The organism is Pseudomonas salicis, from assembly GCF_057128705.1.
The window spans coordinates 237,818-260,784 of sequence record NZ_JBSKHU010000005.1 but is presented as its reverse complement, the minus strand read 5'-3'; the positions used below and the strand labels follow the sequence as shown (position 1 = coordinate 260,784).

The window sequence follows — 22,967 nt, the reverse complement described above, 5'->3', positions numbered from 1 at the left end:
ACTCAAGAGGCCAGCGGCAGTACCTGCCAGTGCTCGCCGTGCTGAATCAATTGCCGATCGCAATCGGCTTCTTTCGCTGCCGCGACCGATTGGCCAGGCAATGCCTGAACCACGCGCTGACCTTCGCTGCGCAGTTGGCAGACGGTCTGCCAGAGTGCGGCGTCGGTGCTGTCAGGCATCCAGATACCGCCAGACGGTAGCTCGATCGGCGCCTGCCCCAGCGTGACCAGGGTTTTCAAATCGGTGGAGAAACCCGTTGCCGGACGCGCACGCCCGAAATCGGCACCGATGTCATCGTAACGACCGCCTTGGGCGATCGACTGGCCGACACCCGGCACGAACACCGCAAACACCACACCCGTATGGTAGTGATAGCCGCGAAGCTCGCCGAGGTCGAAGTACAACGGCAAATCAGGGAAACGAGCCGACAGACGTTCGGCGATTTCCACTAGGTCGTCCAACGCTTCGATGACCGGCGCAGGTGCCTTGGCCAGACGCTCGCGGGCAGCAGCCAGCACATCGCGGCCACCGCACAGATCCACCAGGGCCCGCAACATGGCGGCCAGATCAGTTGGCAGGTTCTCGGTCAGCGTGATGACTTCGTCGATGGCTTTGCGCTGCAAAGCATCAAAAAGCTGTTGCTCGACTTCACCCGACAACCCTGCCGCACGAGCCAGACCGCGATAAATGCCAACATGACCCAAGTCCATGTGGACGTCAGGCACATCCGCGAGTTTAAGCATAGCCAGCATCAGGCTGATCACTTCGACGTCGCTGCTCGGACTGGCATCGCCATACAACTCGGCGCCCAGTTGAATCGGGCTGCGCGAGGACGACAGGGCGCGGGGCTGGGCATGCAGCACGCTACCGGCGTAGCACAGACGGCTCGGGCCTTCGCGGCGCAAGGTATGTGCGTCGATACGGGCGACCTGAGGCGTGATGTCCGCCCGGAAGCCCATTTGCCGACCCGACTGCGGATCGACCACTTTGAAGGTGCGCAGGTCCAGATCCTGGCCAGCACCTGTGAGCAGTGATTCAAGGTATTCGATGTGCGGGGTAACGACGAACTCATAGCCCCAGCTCTGAAACAGATCCAACACCTGACGACGCGCCACTTCTATGCGCGCAGCTTCCGGCGGCAGTACTTCTTCGATGCCATCCGGCAGCAGCCAGCGGTCAACCGTTGCCATTACGCCTTTCCCCTATGATCCGGGCGGCCAACCCTTGGGCAAGCCTTGAGTGAAGCAGACAGCGCCTGCGAACCCTGTACGGAGATTCGTTATCCCTATACAAAGCGAGCCGCAACTTGAGCGGCACTGTCCTCGAAAAAACTGCCGCGCACGAAATACGCCACGGCCAATCAATCGTGTAGACGCAAAAAAGCCGGGAATTTCCCGGCTGCCGCATCATACACACGTTTTGCCGCGTGATCACCCCGCCGAGCCGTTTTGCCGCCCGGCGGAGTCATCGATCACGGTGTGCGATTACGGTTTGGCTTTCTCCAGATAGCGAAAGAATTCGCTCCCCGGATCAAGCACCATCACGTCACTTTTGTTGGCGAAGCTTTCACGGTAGGCGCGCAGGCTGCGGTAGAACGCATAGAACTCCTGATCCTGACCGTAGGCCTTGGAGTAGATCGCAGCGGCTTGTGCATCGCCATCACCGCGTGCCTCTTCAGACTCACGATAGGCTTCGGCCAGCAATACGCGGCGTTGACGATCGGCGTCGGCACGAATGCCTTCAGCCAACTCGTTACCCTTGGCGCGGTGCTCGCGAGCTTCACGCTCACGTTCGGTGCTCATCCGCTCGAATACGCTGCGGTTCACTTCCTTCGGCAAGTCGATGGCCTTGACCCGGACGTCGATGACTTCGATGCCCAGTTCTTTTTCGGCCATCCTGTTCAGCGAAGCGGTGATGTCAGCCATCAGCGCGTCACGTTCGCCCGACACAGCTTCGTGCAGGGTGCGCTTGCCGAACTGGTCACGCAGGCCCGACTCCAGACGACGGGACAGACGCTCGTCGGCGATCTGCTTCAGGCCCGACGTCGCGGTGTAGAAACGCTCAGCGTCCTTCACGCGCCATTTGGCATAGGCATCGACCATCACGGCTTTCTTTTCCAGCGTCAGGAAGCGCTGGGTCGGCGCATCCAGCGTCAGCAGACGACCGTCGAACTTGCGCACCTGGTTCACATAAGGAACCTTCACGTGCAGGCCCGGCGGAACATCGGCCTGAACCACACGACCGAATTGCAGCAGCACCGCGCGCTCGGTCTGAGCGACAATGTAGAAGCTGTTCCAGGCGACAACCGCCAGCACGACACAGACAATCAGGGCGACCAGAGATTTATTGCTCATCAGCGAGTCTCCCTAGTGCGCGTGTCGCGTTGCTGTTGCAGGTCCGCAGCCCGAGAACCCGGATCCACAGCGGTGGCCGAAGCCCCGCTCGACGACGGTGTCGAACCGTTACGACTGCTTTCGATCATTTTGTCCAATGGCAGGTAAAGCAGGTTGTTCTGACCTTTGTCGCCGGTCACGAGCACCTTGCTGGTGTTGCTGAAGACTTCTTGCATAGTGTCCAGGTACAGACGCTCGCGAGTGACTTCCGGTGCCTTGCGGTACTCGGCGACAAGCTTGGTGAAGCGGTCGGCCTCACCCTTGGCACGCGAGACGACTTCGTCGCGGTAGCCATTGGCGTCTTCGACGATACGCTGTGCCTGACCACGGGCTTCCGGAATCACACCGTTGGCGTAGGTTTCGGCCTGGTTGCGCGAACGCTGCTCGTCTTCACGGGCACGGATCACGTCATCAAAGGCTTCCTGAACTTCACGAGGCGCGGCTGCGCTCTGCACGTTCACCTGAGTCACGGTAATACCGGTGCGGTAGGTATCGAGGAAACGCTGCAGGCGATCCTTGATCTCACTGGCCATCAGCTCACGGCCTTCGGTCAGCACCTGGTCCATGGCAGTCGAACCGACCACATGGCGCAGAGCACTTTCGGTAGCGTGTTGCAGGCTGACTTCAGGCTGATCGACGTTCAGCACGAAATCCTGCAGGTTGGTGATCTTGTACTGCACGGTCAGCGGCACTTCGACGATGTTCTCGTCTTCGGTGAGCATCTGGCCCTGCTTGCTATACGCACGCTCGCGGGTCACGTTTTCGAGATACTTGCGATCAAACGGCGGGAAATAGATGTTCAAACCCGAACCGACGGTTTCGTAGTATTTGCCGAAACGCAGAACGACCGCCTGCTCTTGCTCGTCCACCACATAAATCGCGTTGTACAGCCATATCGCGAGCAGCACGACGAGGCCGATGCCGAGCAGGCCAAAACCACCGCCTTTGCCCGAACCACCGCCACTGCCGCCGCCATCACCACTGCGTTTCTTACCACCACCGAACAACCCATTCAGGCTTTCCTGCAGCTTTCGGAAGGCCTCGTCGAGATCTGGTGGCCCCTTGCGGTCGCCGCCCTTGCGCTTACCACCCCAAGGATCCTGATTATTCGAGTTGCCACCCGGCTCATTCCAAGCCATAGCGCTCTCCATCTGATAAAGCAAAGACGCGCCCGCGGCGCGCCGACCAATGCTACAGAATGCCCATCAAAGCAGCACAACCGCTTCTTCAGGCTTTTATTGCAAAGTGTGTTGCTCGATGAATTCCAGCGGCTGCAGTCCTTCGCGACTCACCAGGCGATTGAATTCAATTCGGGGTAAACGTACCGCTAACAGGCTTTGACCTTCTTCGTCGTGCTCTTCACTCTGCACCGCGCCGAGTTGGAAGAACTGGGCACGAAGCCGGGCGAAGCGTTGCGACAAACACAGCGTGCCAACGAACAGGTCGCTTCCCAAGAGCTCGGCAACAGCCTGTTTGATCAAGTCCAGACCGCGACCGTCACGAGCAGAGACCCAGACACGCTGAGGCTTGCCGTCGGGATCGCGCTGGATCTGAGGCTCGACACCCTCAAGCAAATCGAGTTTGTTATAGACCTCCAGTATCGGCAAGTCTTGGGCACCGATCTCGCCCAGCACCGCCATGACCTGTTCGATCTGCTCCAGGCGATCCGGCTCATGCGCATCGATCACATGCAGCAGAAGGTCCGAGTTGCTCGACTCTTCGAGCGTTGCCCTGAAAGCCTCAACCAGCTTGTGCGGCAGGTGACGAATGAACCCCACCGTATCAGCGAGCACGATCGGCCCCAAATCGTCGATTTCCAGACGGCGCAGGGTTGGGTCAAGTGTGGCGAACAACTGATCAGCAGCGTAGACGTCGGAATGGGTCACCGCATTGAACAACGTCGATTTACCGGCGTTGGTGTAGCCCACGATGGAAACGGTCGGAATGTCGGCACGGGAACGGCCGCGACGGGCCTGATCACGCTGACTGCGTACCTTTTCCAGACGGCTCTTGATTTGACGCAGGCGCACCCGCAGCAGACGACGGTCCGTCTCCAGCTGGGTTTCACCCGGGCCGCGCAGACCGATACCACCGCCCTGACGCTCAAGGTGAGTCCACCCACGGACCAGGCGCGTACTCATGTGTTCGAGCTGCGCCAACTCGACCTGCAACTTACCTTCATGGGTTCGTGCGCGCTGGGCGAAGATGTCGAGAATCAAACCCGTACGGTCAAGCACGCGACACTCGAAAACGCGTTCGAGGTTACGTTCCTGACTGGGTGTAAGGACATGATTAAAAATGACGATATCTGTCTTTTCGGCGTGGACCAGGTCGCGTAACTCCTCGACCTTGCCGCTGCCTACCAGATATTTGGCCGTGGGCCGATGCCGTGGCACGTTGATGAACGCAACGATATCGGCACCCGCCGAAAGGGCCAACTCCCGGAACTCCTGCGGATCTTCGCGCGCCTCAGGGTCCTGGCCATCCAAATGAACGAGGATTGCCCGCTCACCACCACCGTGGCGCTCAAAGAACAAGGCAGACTCCTATCAGGCGTTACCTGGCTCAGCATCACCCTGTTCGGATTCGGTAGCGCTAGGCAGACGAATTGGACGAACTGGAACGACGGTAGAGATGGCGTGCTTGTAAACCATTTGGCTGACAGTGTTCTTCAGCAAAATAACGAACTGGTCGAAGGACTCGATGGTGCCTTGCAGCTTGATACCGTTGACCAGATAGATCGAAACCCCAACCTTTTCTTTACGCAAAGTGTTCAGGTAAGGGTCTTGTAGCGAATGCCCTTTTGACATGTGCCGCACTCCTTTAAGGATCAATAGAATAATTCGAAAACATTGGCTTGGGCCGTTACCCCCCAAGGATAGACGGCTATTGCAAGGACTCAGCTCAATATGGAGACCGATCCCAGGTATTTCAAGGTGCGTGGCAGATTGTCGCAAGCCAGGCTGTCCAACCAGTGTAAATTTTCCCAGCTTCGTAACCAGGTGAACTGTCTCTTGGCCAATTGGCGCGTGGCGATGATGCCGCGTTCCTGCATCTCGTCCCGCGTCAGATTGCCGTCGAGATGGTCCCAGACCTGGCGATACCCTACAGCTCTTATAGACGGTAAATTCGAGTGCAGATCACCCCTCGAACGTAACGCTACGACTTCTTCAACGAATCCTTCATCAAGCATTTGCCTGAAACGCAATGCGATCCGGTCATGCAATACCTTGCGATCCTGCGGAGCGATCGCGAGATTTGCGACAGTATAGGGCAATTGATGTCGCCCCGAACCGCCAGCTTGAGCAGTTTGCGCACTTTGTTGCTCACGGTGTGCGGTCATGCTCATACCACTGACCCGATAAACCTCAAGCGCTCTGACCAGCCGCTGTGGGTCATTGGGATGAATCCTCGCCGCCGACACCGGATCGACACTTGCCAACTCATCGTGTAGCGCCTGCCAGCCGCGGCTGGCCGCTTCGGCTTCGAGTTGCGCCCGGACCTTTGCGTCAGCCGCTGGCATATCGGCAAGGCCCTCTAATAGAGCCTTGAAATACAACATGGTGCCACCGACCAGCAGGGGAATTTTTCCTTTGCGAGTGATTTCAGCCATGGCCTCCAACGCGTCAGTGCGAAAATCCGCCGCGGAATAGCTCTCCGACGGGTCGAGAATATCGATCAGCCGGTGGGGATACTTGTCCAAAAGCGCTTTTGACGGTTTGGCGGTGCCGATGTCCATGCCACGATAGACCAGCGCCGAATCGACACTGATCAGCTCGCAGGGCAGCACCTTGGTCAGCTCGATGGCCAGGTCGGTCTTGCCGGCGGCGGTCGGCCCCATCAGAAAGATGGCCGGAGGAAGTGCACTCATCAGCGACCGCGCAAGAACAGTTTGTCGAGGTCATCCAGACCCAGCTGGGTCCAGGTCGGTCGGCCATGGTTGCACTGGCCGCTGCGCTCGGTGTTTTCCATGTCGCGCAACAGGCCGTTCATTTCCGGAATCGCCAGACGCCGGTTCGCCCTCACCGCGCCGTGACAGGCCATGGTGCCAAGCAGCTCGTTCATGTGCGCTTGCACCCTGTCGCTGGTGCCGTACTCCATCAGATCGGACAACACGTCATGCACAAGACGGTTGGCTTCGGCCTGTTTGAGCAATGCGGGAATCTGTCGGATCGCCAGGCTTTCGGGCCCCAGCCGCTGCAACTCGAACCCCAGTTGCTGGAAGGTCGCCATGTGCTCTTCGGCGCAGTCAGCTTCACGCTGGCTGACGGCAATCGACTCTGGCACCAGCAGCGGCTGCCCACTCAAACCCTCGCTGGCCATGGCGATTTTCAGGCGCTCGTACATGATCCGCTCGTGGGCGGCGTGCATGTCCACCAGCACCAGCCCGTGAGCGTTCTCAGCGAGGATATAAATGCCTTTGAGTTGCGCCAGCGCGTAGCCCAACGGCGGGATATCCCCTTGAGATTCCGGCAACGGAACGCTGACTGCATTGCCCGGCGTCACCTGCGCCCCCGGAAGCGGAGCAAAGAACGCGCTGTAAGCCGCTCGCGCTTCTTCGGCAGGCAACACAGAAGAAGGGCGCGGCGTGTACTGATACTGATAACCCGCGCCAGCGCCGGAACCCGCTGCTGAGCCATCGCCAGCGGTGTTTGGGGTGCTCCACGCCGAGCCTTGCGGGGTTTCCAACACATTGTTGGCCAGACGCATCTCGCCTTGCGGGCCGAACTCGCCCGCTTCCGGCCCGGTCGGACGTACCAGCGCCGTGACCGAGGTCGTGCCAGCAAGCTGGTCTTCCGGGCGGACATCGCCCAAAGCCCGATGCAACGTGCCGTACAGGAAGTCATGCACCATGCGCCCGTCGCGGAAACGGACTTCGTGCTTGGTCGGGTGCACGTTGACGTCGACCACCGCAGGGTCGACCTCAAAGAACAGCACGAACGTCGGATGACGACCATTGAACAACACGTCGCGATAGGCTTGGCGCACCGCGTGGGCCACCAGCTTGTCGCGGACCGCCCGGCCGTTGACGAAGAAATACTGCAAGTCCGCCTGGCTGCGAGAGAAGGTCGGCAACCCCACCCAGCCCCAGAGTTTCAGGCCGTTGCGCTCGACCTCGATCGGCAGCGCCTGCTCCAGAAAGCCCGGACCGCAGACCGCCGAGACGCGTCGCGCCCGAGCCACGTCATCGCGGGCTTCATGAAGGCTGAGAATGGTCTTGCCGTTATGACGCAGATGGAAGGCGACGTCGAAACGCGCCAGCGCCATGCGTTTGATCACTTCTTGAAGGTGATCGAATTCAGTTTTTTCGGCCTTGAGGAATTTGCGGCGCGCCGGAGTATTGAAGAACAGATCACGCACTTCGACCGATGTGCCCACCGGGTGCGCGGCAGGCTGAACGCGAGAGGCCATATCACGCCCCTCGGTTTCCACTTGCCAGGCCTGATCGGCATCGCGGGTGCGGGACGTCAGCGTCAGGCGGGCCACGGAACTGATCGACGCCAGCGCCTCGCCACGAAACCCGAGGCTCATCACACGTTCGAGGTCTTCCAGTTCGCGAATCTTGCTGGTGGCATGTCGCGCCAACGCCAGCGGCAGGTCGTCGGACGAGATGCCACCACCGTCGTCGCGCACGCGCAGCAGCTTGATGCCCGCTTGTTCGACATCGACATCGATTCGACGGGCTCCGGAATCGAGGCTGTTTTCCAGCAATTCCTTGATGACCGACGCCGGACGCTCGACCACCTCACCTGCCGCGATCTGGTTTGCCAGTCGCGGACTGAGCAATTGAATGCGCGCAGCTTCGGCGGCCGGGCCGTCAACGCTTACGCTGACGTCCAGGCCTTCTTCATCGAGCAGCAGACCCGTCACGGCTCACCCGCCAGTTCCGCGCTCGGAATCTTCAATTGCTGACCGACTTTCAATTCATCGGAGCTGAGATTATTCGCCGAACGCAACGTTGCCATACTCATGTCGTAACGGGCCGAGAGCATGCTCAGCGACTCACCCGGACGCACCATATGCTCACGCGGCCCCATGGCCAGCTTGCCGTTGTCCCTCAGCCAGGCGATGTACGTGCCTTGTGGCGGATTCTGCTGGAAGAACTGCTTCACGCCTGCCGTGATCGAACGCGCCAAAGCCTGCTGGTGGCTGGCACCTTGCAATTTGCTGGCTTCGGCCGAGTTGGAGATAAAGCCGGTTTCCACGAGGATCGATGGGATGTCGGGCGATTTGAGCACCATAAAGCCTGCCTGCTCGACTCGCGCCTTGTGCAGCGAGGTCACGCGGCCAATGTTGGTGAGGACTTTCTGGCCGACGTTGAGGCTCGACGTCAGCGACGCGGTCATCGACAGGTCGAGCAATACGCCCGCGAGCATGCGGTCTTTGTCGTCCAGGCTCACAGCACCCGCCCCGCCGATCAAGTCGGAGCGGTTTTCACTGTCTGCCAGCCAACGCGCGGTCTCGGAGGTGGCACCCCGTTCGGACAACGCAAACACCGATGCACCGAACGCCGCCGAAGACGGCGCGGCGTCAGCGTGAATCGACACGAAAAGGTCGGCCCCTTTGGCGCGGGCGATTTCCGTGCGTTTACGCAACGGGATGAAGTAATCGCCAGTACGGGTCAGCTCGGCGCGATAGCCCTTCTCGGCGTTGATCTGGCGCTGCAATTCCTTGGCGATCGACAGCACGACGTTCTTTTCTTTCTCGCCTCGGCTGCCTGATGCACCCGGGTCTTCACCGCCGTGTCCGGCATCGATGACCACCACAATGTCGCGCTTGCCGTTCGGCACAGGCGTGAGCTTGATTTCAGGCTTCGACGGGCTGACCGGCACCGCTGGCGTTGCCGGGGCTACGGTGGCCGGGGTGTCGGCGACGGTCGGCGGCGGGTTGGCGTCGGCAGGGTTGTCGTAGAGATCGACTACCAGACGATTGCCGTACTGCTGATTCGGCGCCAGCGTGAAGCTTTTCGGGGTCACGGCCTTTTTCAGGTCGATGACCACGCGCAGGTCGTCCGGCGTGCGTTGCGCTGAACGCATGCTGGTGATCGGCGTGTTGGCGGTGGGGATGTTCAGCGCACCGCCCAGCGTCGCGCCGTTGATGTCGATGACCAGACGGTCCGGAGACTGAAGGGTAAAGACGCTGTGCTGAACCGGGCCAGACAGGTCGAAAACCAGTCGAGTGTTATCCGGAGCACGCCATAAGCGGACACTTCGTACCTGTGAAGCGGCCAACGCGTCGACGGCCAGCGTCGTCAGCAGCAGTCCAATCACAGTAACCAGCGCGCGCATGCGCATACCTAACCCCATATCTATTTGAATTCCAAAGCCAAAGCGGCACACCATTTCTCACCGCGCGAGCTTTCAGGGCTCAGAGTCAGCGCTCGACCTTCCGCGTGCGGCCTAATGGTAATGATCAGGTCAGGCTTTGGCAAAAAGCCCGCACCAAGATTGGGCCACTCGATCAGGCAAAGGGCCTCCCCTTCGAAGTAATCCCGTATGCCGAGGAATTCTAGCTCTTCTGGATCAACAAGTCGGTAAAGATCAAAGTGATACGCGCGATTTCTCCCAATCTCGTAAGGTTCCACGAGGGTGAACGTCGGGCTTTTCACCGCGCCGACATGGCCCAGCCCACGGATGATTCCCCGCGACAGGGTGGTCTTGCCAGCCCCCAGATCGCCTTCAAGAAAAATAATTCCATTGCTTTCAGTGACTTGGGCAATCCGTGCGCCAAAGTCGGTCATCGCCTCTTCACCCATCAGGTGCAGGGTTAACTCAGACACGGTTGTTGCTCCTCCAGAAGCCTACGAATAACAGGAATCAGATCAGCGGCAGCCATCCCGCGCCCACTGGCGCCACATTGTTCTCCGGCCAGCGCGTGCAGCCAGACGCCGAGGCAGGCGGCCTCGAAAGCGGGCATTTTTTGCGCCATCAACGCGCCAATGACGCCCGCCAGCACATCGCCCAAACCGCCCGTCGCCATCGCCGGATGACCGTGATTGGCCAGCGCCAGATCCCCAGCAGGGTTAGCGATCAGGCTGCCGCTGCCCTTGAGAACACAGACAGCGTTGAATTTCCGGGCCAGCGCTCGCGCCGCAGCGGGCCGATCGGCTTGAATTTCCTGAGTGCCAACGCCCAGCAAACGCGCCGCTTCCCCAGGGTGCGGCGTGATCACGCAATCCTTGGGCAACCGCACCAGACCGGCGGCCAACTGATTCAGCGCGTCAGCGTCCCAGACTTGAGGCCGTTCGGCATTGGCGGCGGCAGACAACAGGCTGCGGCCCCAACTGTGCTGCCCCAATCCTGGCCCGACGACCAACACGCTGGCGGGCTCGATCAGCGCCATCAGTTGATTCGCCGAGCTGACGCCTGCGCTCATGACTCCGGGAAACCGCGTCAACGCAGCGGTAACGTGTTCGGGACGGGTCGCCAGCGTGACCATCCCCGCGCCGCTGCGCAACGTGCTTTCCGTGGACAGCAGGGCCGCGCCGCCGAAGCCAAGGTCGCCGCCAATGACCAACACGCGACCAAACTGGCCTTTATGGGCCGTGCGAGGACGAGCCTTGAGGACGGGCAGATTAAATGTATCGAGACGTTTAACGCTGACGGGCGCTTGCCCGACGATGGCCGGATCAGCCTGTAAATCGTCGAACACCAGCTCACCGACACGATCAGGCGCATCACCGGTGAACAGGCCGACCTTGAGACCAATGAAGGTCACCGTCAGATCGGCACGCACCGCCACGCCCAGGGTGTGGCCCGTGTCCGCGCACAGCCCCGACGGGATGTCGACTGCCATGACCGGCAAACGACTGTCGTTTATGGCGTGAATGGCGGACGTGTAGGGGTCGCGCACATCGCCCTTGAGACCCGTCCCGAGCAGCGCATCGACGACGATCCCGCTCAGCACTTGTTGCTGCCACGGCTGGATGTCGACCTGATCGCCCGCCGCTTCTTTATAAGCGGTCTCGGCATCGCCCTTCAGCGCCGAGCAATCGCCCACAGCCAGCACCGTCACCTGCCAGCCTGCTCGCTTGGCTAAGGCCGCAATCAAATAGCCATCGCCCGCGTTATTGCCATGGCCTGCCAGCACTGTCAGTCGCTGACCGTCAGGCCAGTGGCGACGGATCGCGCGCCAGGCGGCGTGGGCTGCGCGCTGCATGAGTTCGAAGCCGGGCGTGCCTGCTGCAATCAGGCGTGCGTCGAGGTCGCGGACCTGCGCGGCGCTGTACAGTGCGTCGGGAAATGGGGGTTTGCTGTGCAACATGCGTCTTTGGGCTCCGATGTCTGGCAGAATTATACGCACCTGCGCCCCGGTGTCCTCCTTGCATGTCCGCGATTACTGTAGATCCAGCCACACAATCCGCGCCCTTGTCGGCTGCGGCGCTGTCCGAGCTTGCCCAATCGATCAAGGACTGGGGGCGCGAACTCGGCTTCCAACAAGTGGGCATCTCGGGGCTGGATCTGGCGGAACATGAGCAGCATCTGGAGCGCTGGCTCGAAGCCGGGTATCACGGCGAGATGGACTATATGGCAGCGCACGGCAGCAAACGTTCGCACCCGGAGGAATTGGTGCCGGGCACGCTGCGAGTGGTGTCGCTGCGTATGGACTATCTGCCGGGCGAAACGCAGATGGCGCAATTGCTGGCTCAGCCGGAAAAAGCCTATGTCTCGCGTTATGCCTTGGGCCGCGATTATCACAAGCTGATTCGCAAGCGCGTGCAGCAACTGGCCGAGCGTATCCAGCAAGCCATCGGCCCCTTCGGCTTCAGGGCGTTCGTCGACAGTGCGCCGGTACTGGAAAAGGCCATCGCCGAACAGGCCGGTCTGGGCTGGATTGGCAAGAACACGCTGGTGCTGAATCGCAAAGCGGGCAGCTATTTCTTCCTGAGCGAGCTGTTCGTCGATTTGCCGCTGCCGACCGACGCCCCTCATGCCACCGAACATTGCGGCCGTTGCACAGCCTGTCTGGACGTGTGCCCGACCAACGCGTTCGTCGGGCCGTACGTGCTGGACGCCCGGCGCTGCATTTCTTACCTGACCATCGAATTGAAAACGTCGATTCCCGAAGAGTTGCGCTCGATGATCGGCAATCGAGTGTTCGGCTGCGACGATTGTCAGATCGTCTGCCCCTGGAATCGCTTCGCCCGGCCCACCGATCAAAACGACTTCAAACCCCGCCACGGCCTCGATAACGCCGAACTGACGACGCTGTTTTTGTGGGATGAGACGACGTTTCTCAGCAATACCGAAGGCTCGCCATTGCGGCGTGCGGGGTATGAACGGTGGCTGAGGAATCTAGCGGTGGGGCTGGGCAATGCGCCTTCTACCATTCCGGTGATCGAAGCGTTGAAATCGCGTCTGAGCGATCCGTCAGAGATGGTGCGCGAGCATGTGGAATGGGCATTGCGGCAGCATGGCGTTAACCAGCCAACTCAAAACCTGTAGGAGTGAGCTTGCTCGCGACAGGGTTCTTTCAGACGCTGCATCTTTGAATGTGCTGGAGAATCGCGAGCAAGCTCACTCCTACAAAAGTCTCCACCCAGTCTCAAATTCAATGCCCATCCTTGTACACGAACTTGGGCATTTCCCAGTGGTACTTGATCGCCAGCAGACGCAGCAACAGCCCGCCCGACAAGGTAATCAGCGTGCCCTGCTCGATCGGCAACCCCGCCCACTGGCACAGCAAAAAGCACCAGGCGGCAGCGAACGAGACACTGGCGTACAGCTCGCGCCGGAAGATCAGCGGGATGTCGTTGCAGAAGATGTCTCGCAGGATGCCGCCAAAAGTCCCGGTGATCACCCCGCTGACCGCCGCCACCAGCATGCCCAGCCCCATGTCCAACGCCGTCGTGCAGCCGATGATCGTAAACGCCACCAGACCCAAGGCGTCGAGCACCAGGAACAGCGAGCGGAGGTGGCGCATCAGCGGTGCAATAAAGATCGTCACCAAAGCGGCCAAAGTGGTGAGAATCAAGTATTCCGGATGTTTCACCCACGTCAGCGGATAGTGGCCCAACAGCACGTCGCGCGCCGAACCGCCTCCCAGCGCCGTGATGCAGGCAATCAGCACCACGCCAAACCAGTCCATGCCGCGACGTCCGGCAGACAGCGCGCCAGTCATGGCCTCGGCAGTGATGGCGATCAGGTAAAGCATCAACAGCATGGTGGCGATCCGTGCGAAAGAGGGACGCAGTTTGAAACGCTTAGAAGCGCTTGCCCGCGGTTACGGTGTTCCTGTCACGGGCAAGCAAACGCCTACTCGACGCATCAGACTTTGATGAAATGCTCGCGATAAAAACGCAACTCGGCGATGGATTCACGAATGTCGTCCAGCGCCAGGTGGGTGCTGCCCTTCTTGAATTTCAGCTCCGGCGACCAGCGTGCCGCCAGCTCCTTGAGCGTCGAAACATCGAGGTTGCGGTAATGGAAGTAGTTTTCCAGGGTCGGCATGCGCTTATAAAGGAAGCGGCGATCCTGGCAGATGCTGTTGCCGCAGATCGGCGAGCTGCGTTCCGGCACCCACTGTTTGATGAAATCCAGAGTCATGGCTTCCGCCTCGGCAGTGGAAATGGTGCTTTCGCGCACGCGCTGGGTCAGGCCTGAACCGCCGTGCTGACGGGTGTTCCACTCGTCCATGCCATTCAACAGGTCATCGCTTTGATGCACGGCGATGACCGGACCTTCGGCCAGAGTGTTCAGCTCGCTGTCGGTGATGATGGTCGCCATCTCGATGATGACGTCGTTGTCAGGGTCCAGACCGGTCATTTCCAGGTCGATCCAGATCAGATTCTGCTTGTTCTGCATATGTCGGCTCCTCAGCGTAGGCGCGCAGTTTAGCGTAGCCGAGCGTGCTAGACTCCCCCGCGCTTTACCCAATTAGCAGCTTTTGCATTCCGGATCTCAGAACACCCATGGCCAAACGCCAACTCAACCGCCGCCAAAACTGGCGCATCGAAAAGATTCAAGGCGAGCGCGCTGCCCGTGCCGCCAAACGTGAATCCCAAGCACTGGAAACGCTGGAAGGCGGCGACCTGGGTCCCGAGCAGACGGGGCTGGTCATCGCTCACTTCGGCGTTCAGGTGGAAGTCGAGGCACAGGAAGGCGAACTGAGCGGTCAGGTGTTCCGCTGCCATTTGCGGGCCAACCTGCCAGCGCTGGTAACCGGCGATAGAGTCGTCTGGCGGGCAGGCAATCAGGGCATTGGTGTGATCGTCGCCCAATTGCCGCGCAACACCGAGCTGTGCCGCCCGGACACCCGGGGCCAGCTCAAGCCGGTGGCCGCCAACGTCGACATGATTGTCATCGTGTTCGCCCCCGCGCCTGAACCTCATGCCAACTTGATCGACCGGTATCTGGTGGCTGCGGAACACGCCGGGATTCGCCCGCTGTTGCTGCTGAACAAATTCGACCTGATCAACGACGAGAATGCCCCGGCGCTGAATGCGCTGCTGGCGGTCTATCGGACATTGGGCTACCCGGTGCTGGAAGTGTCGGCTCATCACGGCAACGGCATGCAACAGTTGCAAGACTTGCTCGACAGCCACATCAGTGTGTTCGTTGGTCAGTCGGGCGTGGGCAAATCGTCCCTGGTCAACAGCTTGTTGCCGGAAGTCGGCACGCGGGTCGGGCCTTTGTCGGAGTATTCCGGCCAAGGGACTCACACCACGACCACCGCCCGCCTGTTCCACTTCCCCCGTGGCGGCGATCTGATCGACTCCCCCGGCATTCGTGAATTCGGCCTGGGTCATGTGAGCCGCGCCGACGTCGAAGCGGGCTTCATCGAATTCAACGACCTGCTGGGCCGCTGCCGCTTCCGCGATTGCAAACATGATCGCGAACCGGGGTGTGCGCTGCTCAAGGGTTTGGAAGATGGCCGCGTGCAGCAACAGCGGATGAACAGCTATCGCTCGATCATCGCGAGTTTGCCGGATAGCAGTTACTAAAACCTGCCGCACACAAAAACGCCGCGATCATCGCGGCGTTTTTTTGCTCGAACCGGGTATCAGTTCTTGGTCTCGTCGATCTTCAGTTGCCCCTGATCGAAGAGGTTCAGCTTCTGCCGAATCTCATGGGGCTGGGCGTAGGCCTGGGGATCGACGGCAGGCGCGGCGGTCGATGCCCCCGGTTTGGCGCCCGGCGCCGTCGGCGAGGTTGGAGCGGGAGCAGCATCCGATTTAGGCGCGTCCCCCGTCCCTTGTGCACCCTCAATACGCTGCTGGGCCTTTTTGGTCAGGACCACGATATCGATACGACGGTTGATCGGGTTGGTGGGGCTGTCCTTGTCATAAAGCGCCGACGACGCATAACCCACCACACGAGCGACTTGCGGGTCTGGATAGCCACCCGCCGTCAATGCACGGCGAGCAGCGTTGGCGCGGTTGGCCGACAGCTCCCAGTTACCGAAACCGTTGTTGCCCACGAAAGGCGTCGCATCGGTGTGACCACTCACGCTGATCTTGTTCGGCACCGCTTTGATGGTGTCGGCCATGGCCAGCAGAATGTCTTCGAAATACGGCTTCAGACGCGCGCTGCCGATGTCGAACATAGGCCGGTTTTCAGCGTCCATGATCTGGATACGCAGGCCGTCCTGAGTGATCTCAAACAGGATCTGATCCTTGAACTTCGCCAGTTGCGGGTTCTCGTTGACCTTGGTCTGCAGCTCCTGCAACAGCATCTCCAGCCGCTCTTGCTCGACCTGCTCGGCCGCTGCGTCTTCCTTGTCGGCGTCCACAGGCACCTTGTCCGGCGCCGGGGTGGATTTCACTTCAGGGTTGAGCGTCTGGTCGGGCGACATCTCGGGCGAACCGCCCAGGTCGATCACGTAAGGCGAGCCACTGTCAGAAAACCCGACCGGGTCTTTGAAGTAACCGGCAATGGCGATCAACTGCTCGGGCGTGGCCGAGGACATCAGCCACAGCACGAGGAAGAACGCCATCATCGCCGTCGCGAAGTCGGCGAAGGCAATTTTCCAGGCGCCGCCGTGGTGGCCGCCGCCGAAGCGCTTTACGCGCTTGACGATAATGGGCTGATTATTTTCCATGAATCAACGACCGCGAACAGCTTGTTCCAGCTCGCTGAAGCTGGGGCGGTGCGCTGGATAGAGAACCTTGCGACCGAATTCGACAGCCAGTGAAGGCGGCACGCCTGAGGCCGACGCCACCAGCGATGCCTTGATCGACTCGAACACGTTCATTTCTTCTTTGGCGTCGTGGGCCAGGCACTGAGCCAGTGGGCCGAAGAAGCCGTATGCCGCGAGAATACCGAAGAACGTACCGACGAGCGCCGCACCGACGTGCATACCGATCGCGGCCTTGTCACCAGAACCCAGGGACGCCATGGTCACCACGATACCAAGTACCGCCGCCACGATACCGAAACCGGGCATACCGTCCGCCACGCCGGTGACGGCGTGAGAAGGATGCTCCAGCTCTTCCTTCATGCTCAGCAGTTCCATGTCGAACAGGCCTTCCAGCTCGTGGGGAGCCATGTTGCCGGACGACATGATGCGCAGGTAATCGCAGATGAACGCGATCATCTTGGTGTCTTTGAGCACGCTGGGGTATTTGGCGAAGATCGGACTGTTTTCAGGCTCTTCGATATCGCCCTCGATGGCCATCATGCCTTCGCGGCGGCTCTTGTTGAGGATCTCGTAGATCAGCCCCAGCACCTCCAGATAGAAGGCGTGAGTGAAGCGTGAACCGAACATCTTCACGGACTTCTTGATCACGTGCATGGTCATATAGCCCGGGTTCGCCTGCAAAAATGCACCGAACGCGGCACCACCGATGATCAACACCTCGAAAGGCTGAATCAACGCAGCAATTTGACCATGGGAAAGTACGTAGCCGCCGAGGACGCTCGCGAAAACGACGATGATGCCGATAATTTTTGCCATAGATAAAGAATACTTACTGAGTCGGGTTCATGGTCATTGTGCGAGAAGCGTTCAAAACTCTTGTTCTACTTATCGGCATGAGTGCGCCAGACTATAGTGAAATCAAGCGAAAATCCTGCCTGGCGTCTGGCCCGGGTCTAGCAGCACGAAGGCCAGCATGATGCCATCATTCGACGCCGATCAAAACCTCCCAGCCGTACGGGCCTTGTGAATGCAATCAGATAAAGCCTCCCCGCTCCTCGTTCCGCAGACACTCGATGCCTGGGTCAAGCAGCTAGACAGTCTCGCCCTGCCTGTTCCCGCCGTCGCGCATGCGAAGGTCAATGCCGCGCTGAACGACAGCCGCAGATCGCTGCGCGAGATTGCTGAGTTGATGCAGGACAGCCCGGCACTGGTCCTCAGCGTGCTGCGCGAAGCCAATGTGCACAGCGGCGGCCTGACCGAACCGGCCGAAAGCCTTGAAGTGGCGCTGAATAGACTGGGGCTTGCCCGCACCGGCACTTTGCTTGCGCGATTGCCGAGCGTGGAACTGCAACAAATCCCGGTCGCACTGCGCCAACTGCAACTGATCAGCCAGCACGCCACACAACAGGCGTACGGGCTGTTTGCGAATCAGTTGGCGCGTCTATGGCAAGACATTCATTTGGGGAGCCTGCTGTTCCTCGCGCCACTGTGGCCCATGGCACTGGCCCATCCCAAGTTGCTGGAAGAGTGGGAATTGCGGGTTATCCACAAAGGAGAGTGCGCCAAGACTGTGGAAAAAGCCTTGTTCGGCGTGCGCCTGGTGCAACTGTGCCAGGCATTGGCGGAGCGTTGGCAACTGCCGATCTGGGTCACACAGGGCTATCACCTGCTAATGCGCGAACAGCGCAGTCTGGTGAAGGTGTTGCGCATCGCCCACGAGAGCGATGATCCGCTCAAACAACAGCAAGCGCTGGATGCCGATCTGCCTTTGCGCCGCTGGTTCAATCAGCCCGCCAACACCATTCTTCTGGCCAATGGCCTGGCGCTATCGGCACAACAAGCGTGGGACTCGCCGCACAATCTGCGCTGGCAATTGCTGACCAGCCTTTATTTGCAACAGCCCTTCGATGACCTTCAACAACAGGTGCACCAGAACGCCGCTGCCAGCGCTCGTCAACACGCAGCGCCCGGCGTTTGGCATCCGGCCGAAGCCTTGTTGTGGCCTTGGGACACTCGGCGGGTGCACAAAGGCTTGCTGCCTGCGCCACCGCCGTCCGCTGAAGCGCTGCAAGTCTGGCGCAAGCACTGCGGCGAGCTGCTGAAAGAACCCAGCGCCTTCACCAATGCCATGCACCTGACGACCACGGCGCGAGACGCTCTGATCGCTTCGGGCATGCAACGGGCCGTGCTGCTGATGATCGACCGTAAAACCGACACCCTGCGAGTGCATCAAATCGCCGGCGTGGACAAATCCGCCGCCGCGCTGCTCATCCCTTATAAAGACAGCACGGTCCTGCAACGCCTGTTGGCCCAAGCCACACAGTTGCGTCTGAACGCCAGCAACAACGCCCAGTTTTCGGCCTTGCTGCCCCCGCAACTGCGCAATCTGTTTTCGGGTGAAAACCTGTTGATCCGATCACTGGCCAGCAATGGCCGGGTCATCATGGTGATCGTCGCCGATCAGGGGGGTGGGCCTTTCTCGGAAGTGACGGTGCAAGCCTTCGGAAAAACCGGGCAATGCATAGAGAAAGCGCTGACAACCTTTAGCCATCGCAATGGCTGACGGCTGAGCTACAATTCGCCTCTTTTCATGATCTGGAGACACCCATGTCTGCCTTCTCAAGCTTGCCGCTGGTCATCGAGCCCGCAGACCTGCAGGCACGCCTCGGCGCTTCAGAACTGATCCTGGTCGACCTGACCAGCGCCGCCCGCTATGAAGCCGGTCATCTCCCCGGCGCTCGTTTCGTCGACCCGAAACGTACCCAACTCGGCCAACCTCCCGCGCCAGGCCTGCTGCCGACACAGCCGCAGCTGGAAGCGCTGTTTGGCGAACTCGGTCACAACCCGAATGCCGTTTATGTGGTGTACGACGACGAGGGCGGCGGCTGGGCCGGGCGCTTTATCTGGCTGCTGGACGTCATCGGCCATTCGAAATACCACTATCTGGACGGCGGCCTGTTGTCCTGGCAGGCGGAAGGTTTGCCGCTGTCTACAGAAGTGCCCGCCCCTGCTGGCGGCCCGGTGCCAGTGACGATTCACGACGAACCCACCGCCACCCGCGAATACCTGCAAAGCCGACTGGGCGCTGACGACCTCGCCATCTGGGACGCACGTGGTCCTACCGAATATTCAGGCGAAAAGGTCGTGGCAGCACGCGGCGGCCATATTCCAGGCGCTGTGAACTTCGAATGGACGGCAGGCATGGATCAGGCCCGCAGTCTGCGCATCCGCAAGGACATGCCGCAGATTCTGGAGAGCCTGGGCATCACCCCGGACAAGGAAGTCATCACCCATTGCCAGACACACCATCGCTCAGGCTTCACCTACCTGGTCGCCAAGGCGCTGGGTTACCCGCGAATCAAGGGTTACGCCGGTTCGTGGGGCGAATGGGGCAATCACCCGGATACGCCCATTGAGAAGTAATTGCTCACCCGGCATTCCCTGTCTCGACCTTTGAAAAGCCCTTTTGAACGCTTTAGGAACCTTGATGAAACAGCGTCTGTTTATCCTTTTCCAATACTTGCTTCCCCACCATCTGCTGTCACGTCTGGCGGGCTGCGTTGCCGAGTGCCGCGTGCGCTGGTTCAAGAACGCCTTCACTCAGTGGTTCGCACGCCGCTATAACGTCGACATGTCCCAGGCCCTGGTGGAAGACATCACGGCGTACCCGCATTTCAACGACTTCTTTACCCGAGCCCTCAAGCCGGGGGCACGCCCGCTGGACGAAACACCGGGCGGGATTCTATGCCCTGCCGATGGCGCGGTGAGCCAGTTGGGCCCTATCGACCACGGCCGGATTTTCCAGGCGAAGGGCCACAGCTACAGCGCACTTGAGCTGCTGGGTGGCGATGCACGCTTGTCCGCGCCGTTCATGGGCGGCGAGTTCGCCACTATTTACCTGTCGCCGAAGGACTATCACCGCGTTCACATGCCATTGGCAGGCACGTTGCGCGAGATGGTCTACGTTCCGGGTCGCTTGTTTTCGGTGAACCAGACCACAGCGGAAAACGTCCCGGAACTGTTCGCCCGCAACGAACGCGTGGCCTGCCTGTTCGACACCGAGCGCGGCCCAATGGCCGTGGTGTTGGTGGGCGCGATGATCGTGGCCTCCATCGAAACCGTCTGGGCGGGTCTGGTAACCCCTCCAAAACGTGAACTGAAAACCTTCCGCTATGATGAAGCCGCACGCGCACCCATCCATCTGGAGAAGGGCGCCGAGTTGGGGCGCTTCAAGCTAGGCTCGACCGCCATCGTGCTGTTTGGCCCGAATCAGGTGAACTGGGCAGCGGACTTGGCAGCCGGTTCGCCGACTCGAATGGGTCAATTGCTGGCAACCCCTTCTCAGGCCTGATTCTTGCCTGACAAACTCTGAAACGGTTTATTGGCGGGCCTGGGATCGAGAGCACAGCCCGCCGCTGGTCAGCCAGGCGCCTTTGTATCCGTATTGATACGGTGTCACATTGACATTAAGGGCTGCCCTCATGGCCCAATGCTGGTACAGTCTCTCGTCAGTCTTGTAGGAAACTTCGCTTTCAATTGACGTAAACTTGCTCGTTTAGCTCGGTCACGCGTGTCATGCATGCGATCGCTTGTAGTCATCTGAGCCAGTAGTTGTTGGAGTTTGCCTGTCACATGAGTAACTTAAGCCTCCCACTGTTGTTGCGCGCCCCTGTGCCGACGCAGTCGAGCCTGTCGTTCTGTGACGCGACGCCGAAAGACCTGAAGCGCTGGATCGCCACGCTCCCCAAAGCCAACCTCGGTGAAATGGCTCGCCAGCTGTATCAGGGCCTGGGCGAACTCAACCAGCTGCTGACCCCCAGCGAAAACCGGCTGCAACTGTTGGAGCTGCTGCGTCCCGAAGTCTTCTTCGTGTGCAAACACCTTGAACGTCACTTCCTCAATCAGTCGGTCGTGCTTGAAGAACGCCCGCGCAAAGTCGCCAATCTGTGCCAGGCCCTGCAAAACCACCTGGCCATTGGCTACAAGCAAATCATCGCCCGAGTCGCGCCCAAACTCACTCGCGACCGCACCACGCTGCTGACCACTGCCCTCCAACGCGCGCTGCATTGCCTCAATGGCCCGCTGATCCGCGCCAACCAGCTTTATTGCCCGGTGCAAGACGGTCTGTGGCTCGAACTGCATCAGATCTACCAGATTGCTCGCCAGAATCAGTTGCACAACGTTCCAGTGGCTGACAATCAAGCGCACCACACTCGCACGCTGACCGTCGAACAGACGTACGTCGTGGCGTTGCTGATGGGGTGCTCCCGCTGCAACCAGATGCGTCAGCACAACATCGGCAAACTGGCCGATGCACTGGATGCCTGGAGCTCGATGGTCACGCTGCAACAGCCGGTCGATGACGCCAGCCTGTACGCCGTGGCCCATGGCACCGATACCGCGCCGCGCTACACCACGCTGTACACCGACGATCAGCGCGGCAATCTGCTGGGCATCAACCCTCGCCCGCTTTCGGCAGCCTTGCAGCGCTACATCGAAATGCCCATTGAGCAGCGCTCGCAGTCTTACCTGCACGTACCGCCAGGCCTTTCCCTCGACGTGTTGCAACATCTCGCCGCCGCGTGGGGCGATGTGTCTGAGCGTGCTTTCCAGCGCACGGTCGGGCAAGGCACGTTGACCGTCTGTGTCGGCATGAGCGCCCTGCACTATTTCGTCGGTGGCAAAAAATGCTTCAGCGATCTGCTGCTGGTGCCTACGGTGACCGTGAGCAAAGTCGCCGAATACAGCTTGCAGCCACTTGAGCCAGCGCGCCACGACCCATGGGCGCAGGCGATGGACGTTCAGCGCACAGGGTCGTCGACTTCAATGCTGCCGTTCGAAGAGATTGAGTATCAGCGCGAGGAAGCGGACGGCGGCGCCTCTGCCCTGGATGGTCAGAAGAGCTTTCCTACCTACAACCTGAACATCGTCAACCACAGCCCCGGCGGCTATTGCCTGGCCTGGCCTAAAGACGTTCCCGATCAGCTGCAGGCAGGCGAGATGATCGGCATTCAGGATCACGGCCACGGCTGGAGTATCGCAGTGGTGCGCTGGGTGCGTCAGGTGCGCAGCGGCGGTACGCAGATGGGGGTTGAGCTGATCGCCCCGTTCGCACAGGCGTGCGGCATGCAGTTGCTGCGTGCCGAACAGAGCAGTCAGTACCTGCGAGTGCTGTTGCTGCCCGAAGTGCGCGCCATTGATGTGCCTGCCACCGTCATTGCGCCTCGCTTGCCATTCGACGACGGCAATAAAGTGATGATCAACAGCAGCGGCGACGAACGTCGTGCGACCCTGAGCAATCGCAAGGCGACGACAGGCAGCTACAACCAGTTCGAATACGAAATTCTGGAAGGGCCGAAAAAACCGACGCCGGAAGCGGGGCCAGAGCAGGAATTCGATTCGTTGTGGACCGTGTTGTAAGCCTAAGCCCTTCCCTGTAGGAGTGAGCTTGCTCGCGATAGGCTATTTCAGTCACCTCATGCTTTGCTGGTTCCA

20 protein-coding genes are annotated in these 22,967 nt (G+C 60.1%); 6 read left to right on the top strand and 14 right to left on the bottom strand.

Annotated features, from left to right (window positions below):
- Positions 1–2: 2 nt before the first annotated feature.
- The 10 genes from ACWKWE_RS19645 to ACWKWE_RS19600 all read right to left on the bottom strand — a co-directional run bounded on the left by ACWKWE_RS19645 (position 3) and on the right by ACWKWE_RS19600 (position 11,657).
- Positions 3–1,190, bottom strand: coding sequence for an ATP phosphoribosyltransferase regulatory subunit (locus ACWKWE_RS19645; RefSeq protein ID WP_166596011.1), 1,188 nt, complete (start codon positions 1,188–1,190; stop codon positions 3–5).
- A 294-nt stretch (positions 1,191–1,484) separates the two neighbouring features.
- Positions 1,485–2,354: a protease modulator HflC gene (gene hflC, locus ACWKWE_RS19640; protein ID WP_166596012.1), complete on the bottom strand. Its 870-nt coding sequence runs from the start codon at positions 2,352–2,354 to the stop codon at positions 1,485–1,487.
- Positions 2,354–3,532, bottom strand: coding sequence for an FtsH protease activity modulator HflK (hflK, locus tag ACWKWE_RS19635; RefSeq protein ID WP_166596013.1), 1,179 nt, complete (start codon positions 3,530–3,532; stop codon positions 2,354–2,356). The genes hflC and hflK overlap by 1 nt, the downstream gene beginning before the upstream one ends.
- 96 nt (positions 3,533–3,628) lie before the next feature.
- Positions 3,629–4,930, bottom strand: a complete 1,302-nt coding sequence (gene hflX / locus ACWKWE_RS19630) for a ribosome rescue GTPase HflX (RefSeq protein WP_166596014.1) — start codon at positions 4,928–4,930, stop codon at positions 3,629–3,631.
- Positions 4,931–4,942: 12 nt separating this feature from the next.
- On the bottom strand, positions 4,943–5,203 hold the full coding sequence (gene hfq, locus ACWKWE_RS19625) for an RNA chaperone Hfq (RefSeq protein ID WP_010221594.1): 261 nt from the start codon (positions 5,201–5,203) through the stop codon (positions 4,943–4,945).
- Between the two features lie 89 nt (positions 5,204–5,292).
- A complete protein-coding gene (gene miaA, locus ACWKWE_RS19620; RefSeq protein WP_483851434.1) occupies positions 5,293–6,264 on the bottom strand; it encodes a tRNA (adenosine(37)-N6)-dimethylallyltransferase MiaA in 972 nt (323 codons plus the stop codon).
- The gene (gene mutL, locus ACWKWE_RS19615; RefSeq protein WP_483851630.1) at positions 6,264–8,234 is read right to left on the bottom strand and encodes a DNA mismatch repair endonuclease MutL; all 1,971 of its coding nucleotides are present in this window, start codon (positions 8,232–8,234) and stop codon (positions 6,264–6,266) included. The genes miaA and mutL overlap by 1 nt, the downstream gene beginning before the upstream one ends.
- A 26-nt stretch (positions 8,235–8,260) precedes the next feature.
- A complete protein-coding gene (locus tag ACWKWE_RS19610) occupies positions 8,261–9,700 on the bottom strand; it encodes an N-acetylmuramoyl-L-alanine amidase (protein ID WP_218576229.1) in 1,440 nt (479 codons plus the stop codon).
- Positions 9,701–9,702: 2 nt separating this feature from the next.
- Positions 9,703–10,173, bottom strand: coding sequence for a tRNA (adenosine(37)-N6)-threonylcarbamoyltransferase complex ATPase subunit type 1 TsaE (gene tsaE, locus ACWKWE_RS19605; protein WP_166596017.1), 471 nt, complete (start codon positions 10,171–10,173; stop codon positions 9,703–9,705).
- Positions 10,161–11,657 carry an NAD(P)H-hydrate dehydratase gene (locus ACWKWE_RS19600; RefSeq protein WP_483851433.1) on the bottom strand — a complete coding sequence of 499 codons (1,497 nt, stop codon included), beginning with the start codon at positions 11,655–11,657 and terminating at the stop codon, positions 10,161–10,163. Before ACWKWE_RS19600 ends, tsaE begins: the two co-directional genes overlap by 13 nt.
- A 62-nt stretch (positions 11,658–11,719) precedes the next feature.
- On the opposite strand from ACWKWE_RS19600, the gene queG reads away from it, so the two are divergent.
- Complete coding sequence (queG, locus tag ACWKWE_RS19595) at positions 11,720–12,838, top strand: tRNA epoxyqueuosine(34) reductase QueG (RefSeq protein WP_483851432.1); 1,119 nt, start codon at positions 11,720–11,722, stop codon at positions 12,836–12,838.
- A 106-nt stretch (positions 12,839–12,944) separates the two neighbouring features.
- Here queG and ACWKWE_RS19590 read toward each other — a convergent pair whose 3' ends face one another.
- Positions 12,945–13,556, bottom strand: a complete 612-nt coding sequence (locus tag ACWKWE_RS19590) for a trimeric intracellular cation channel family protein (RefSeq protein WP_166596019.1) — start codon at positions 13,554–13,556, stop codon at positions 12,945–12,947.
- A gap of 104 nt (positions 13,557–13,660) precedes the next feature.
- Positions 13,661–14,197 (bottom strand): oligoribonuclease, encoded by a 537-nt coding sequence (gene orn / locus ACWKWE_RS19585; protein ID WP_166596020.1) that lies wholly within the window; start codon positions 14,195–14,197, stop codon positions 13,661–13,663.
- Between the two features lie 107 nt (positions 14,198–14,304).
- Between orn and rsgA the strand changes: the two genes are divergently transcribed.
- Positions 14,305–15,336, top strand: a complete 1,032-nt coding sequence (rsgA, locus tag ACWKWE_RS19580; protein ID WP_166596021.1) for a small ribosomal subunit biogenesis GTPase RsgA — start codon at positions 14,305–14,307, stop codon at positions 15,334–15,336.
- A 59-nt stretch (positions 15,337–15,395) separates the two neighbouring features.
- On the opposite strand, the gene motB is transcribed toward rsgA, so the two are convergent.
- The gene (gene motB / locus ACWKWE_RS19575; protein ID WP_166596022.1) at positions 15,396–16,433 is read right to left on the bottom strand and encodes a flagellar motor protein MotB; all 1,038 of its coding nucleotides are present in this window, start codon (positions 16,431–16,433) and stop codon (positions 15,396–15,398) included.
- 3 nt (positions 16,434–16,436) lie between these two features.
- Positions 16,437–17,288 (bottom strand): flagellar motor stator protein MotA, encoded by an 852-nt coding sequence (gene motA / locus ACWKWE_RS19570; protein ID WP_166596023.1) that lies wholly within the window; start codon positions 17,286–17,288, stop codon positions 16,437–16,439.
- Positions 17,289–17,499: 211 nt separating this feature from the next.
- On the opposite strand from motA, the gene ACWKWE_RS19565 reads away from it, so the two are divergent.
- The 4 genes from ACWKWE_RS19565 to ACWKWE_RS19550 all read left to right on the top strand — a co-directional run bounded on the left by ACWKWE_RS19565 (position 17,500) and on the right by ACWKWE_RS19550 (position 22,892).
- Positions 17,500–19,035 (top strand): HDOD domain-containing protein, encoded by a 1,536-nt coding sequence (locus tag ACWKWE_RS19565; RefSeq protein WP_483851431.1) that lies wholly within the window; start codon positions 17,500–17,502, stop codon positions 19,033–19,035.
- Positions 19,036–19,079: 44 nt separating this feature from the next.
- A complete protein-coding gene (locus ACWKWE_RS19560) occupies positions 19,080–19,895 on the top strand; it encodes a rhodanese-like domain-containing protein (protein ID WP_166596025.1) in 816 nt (271 codons plus the stop codon).
- A gap of 64 nt (positions 19,896–19,959) precedes the next feature.
- Complete coding sequence (gene asd / locus ACWKWE_RS19555; RefSeq protein ID WP_483851430.1) at positions 19,960–20,823, top strand: archaetidylserine decarboxylase; 864 nt, start codon at positions 19,960–19,962, stop codon at positions 20,821–20,823.
- A gap of 281 nt (positions 20,824–21,104) precedes the next feature.
- Positions 21,105–22,892, top strand: a complete 1,788-nt coding sequence (locus tag ACWKWE_RS19550) for a molecular chaperone (protein ID WP_483851429.1) — start codon at positions 21,105–21,107, stop codon at positions 22,890–22,892.
- Positions 22,893–22,967: the final 75 nt, after the last annotated feature.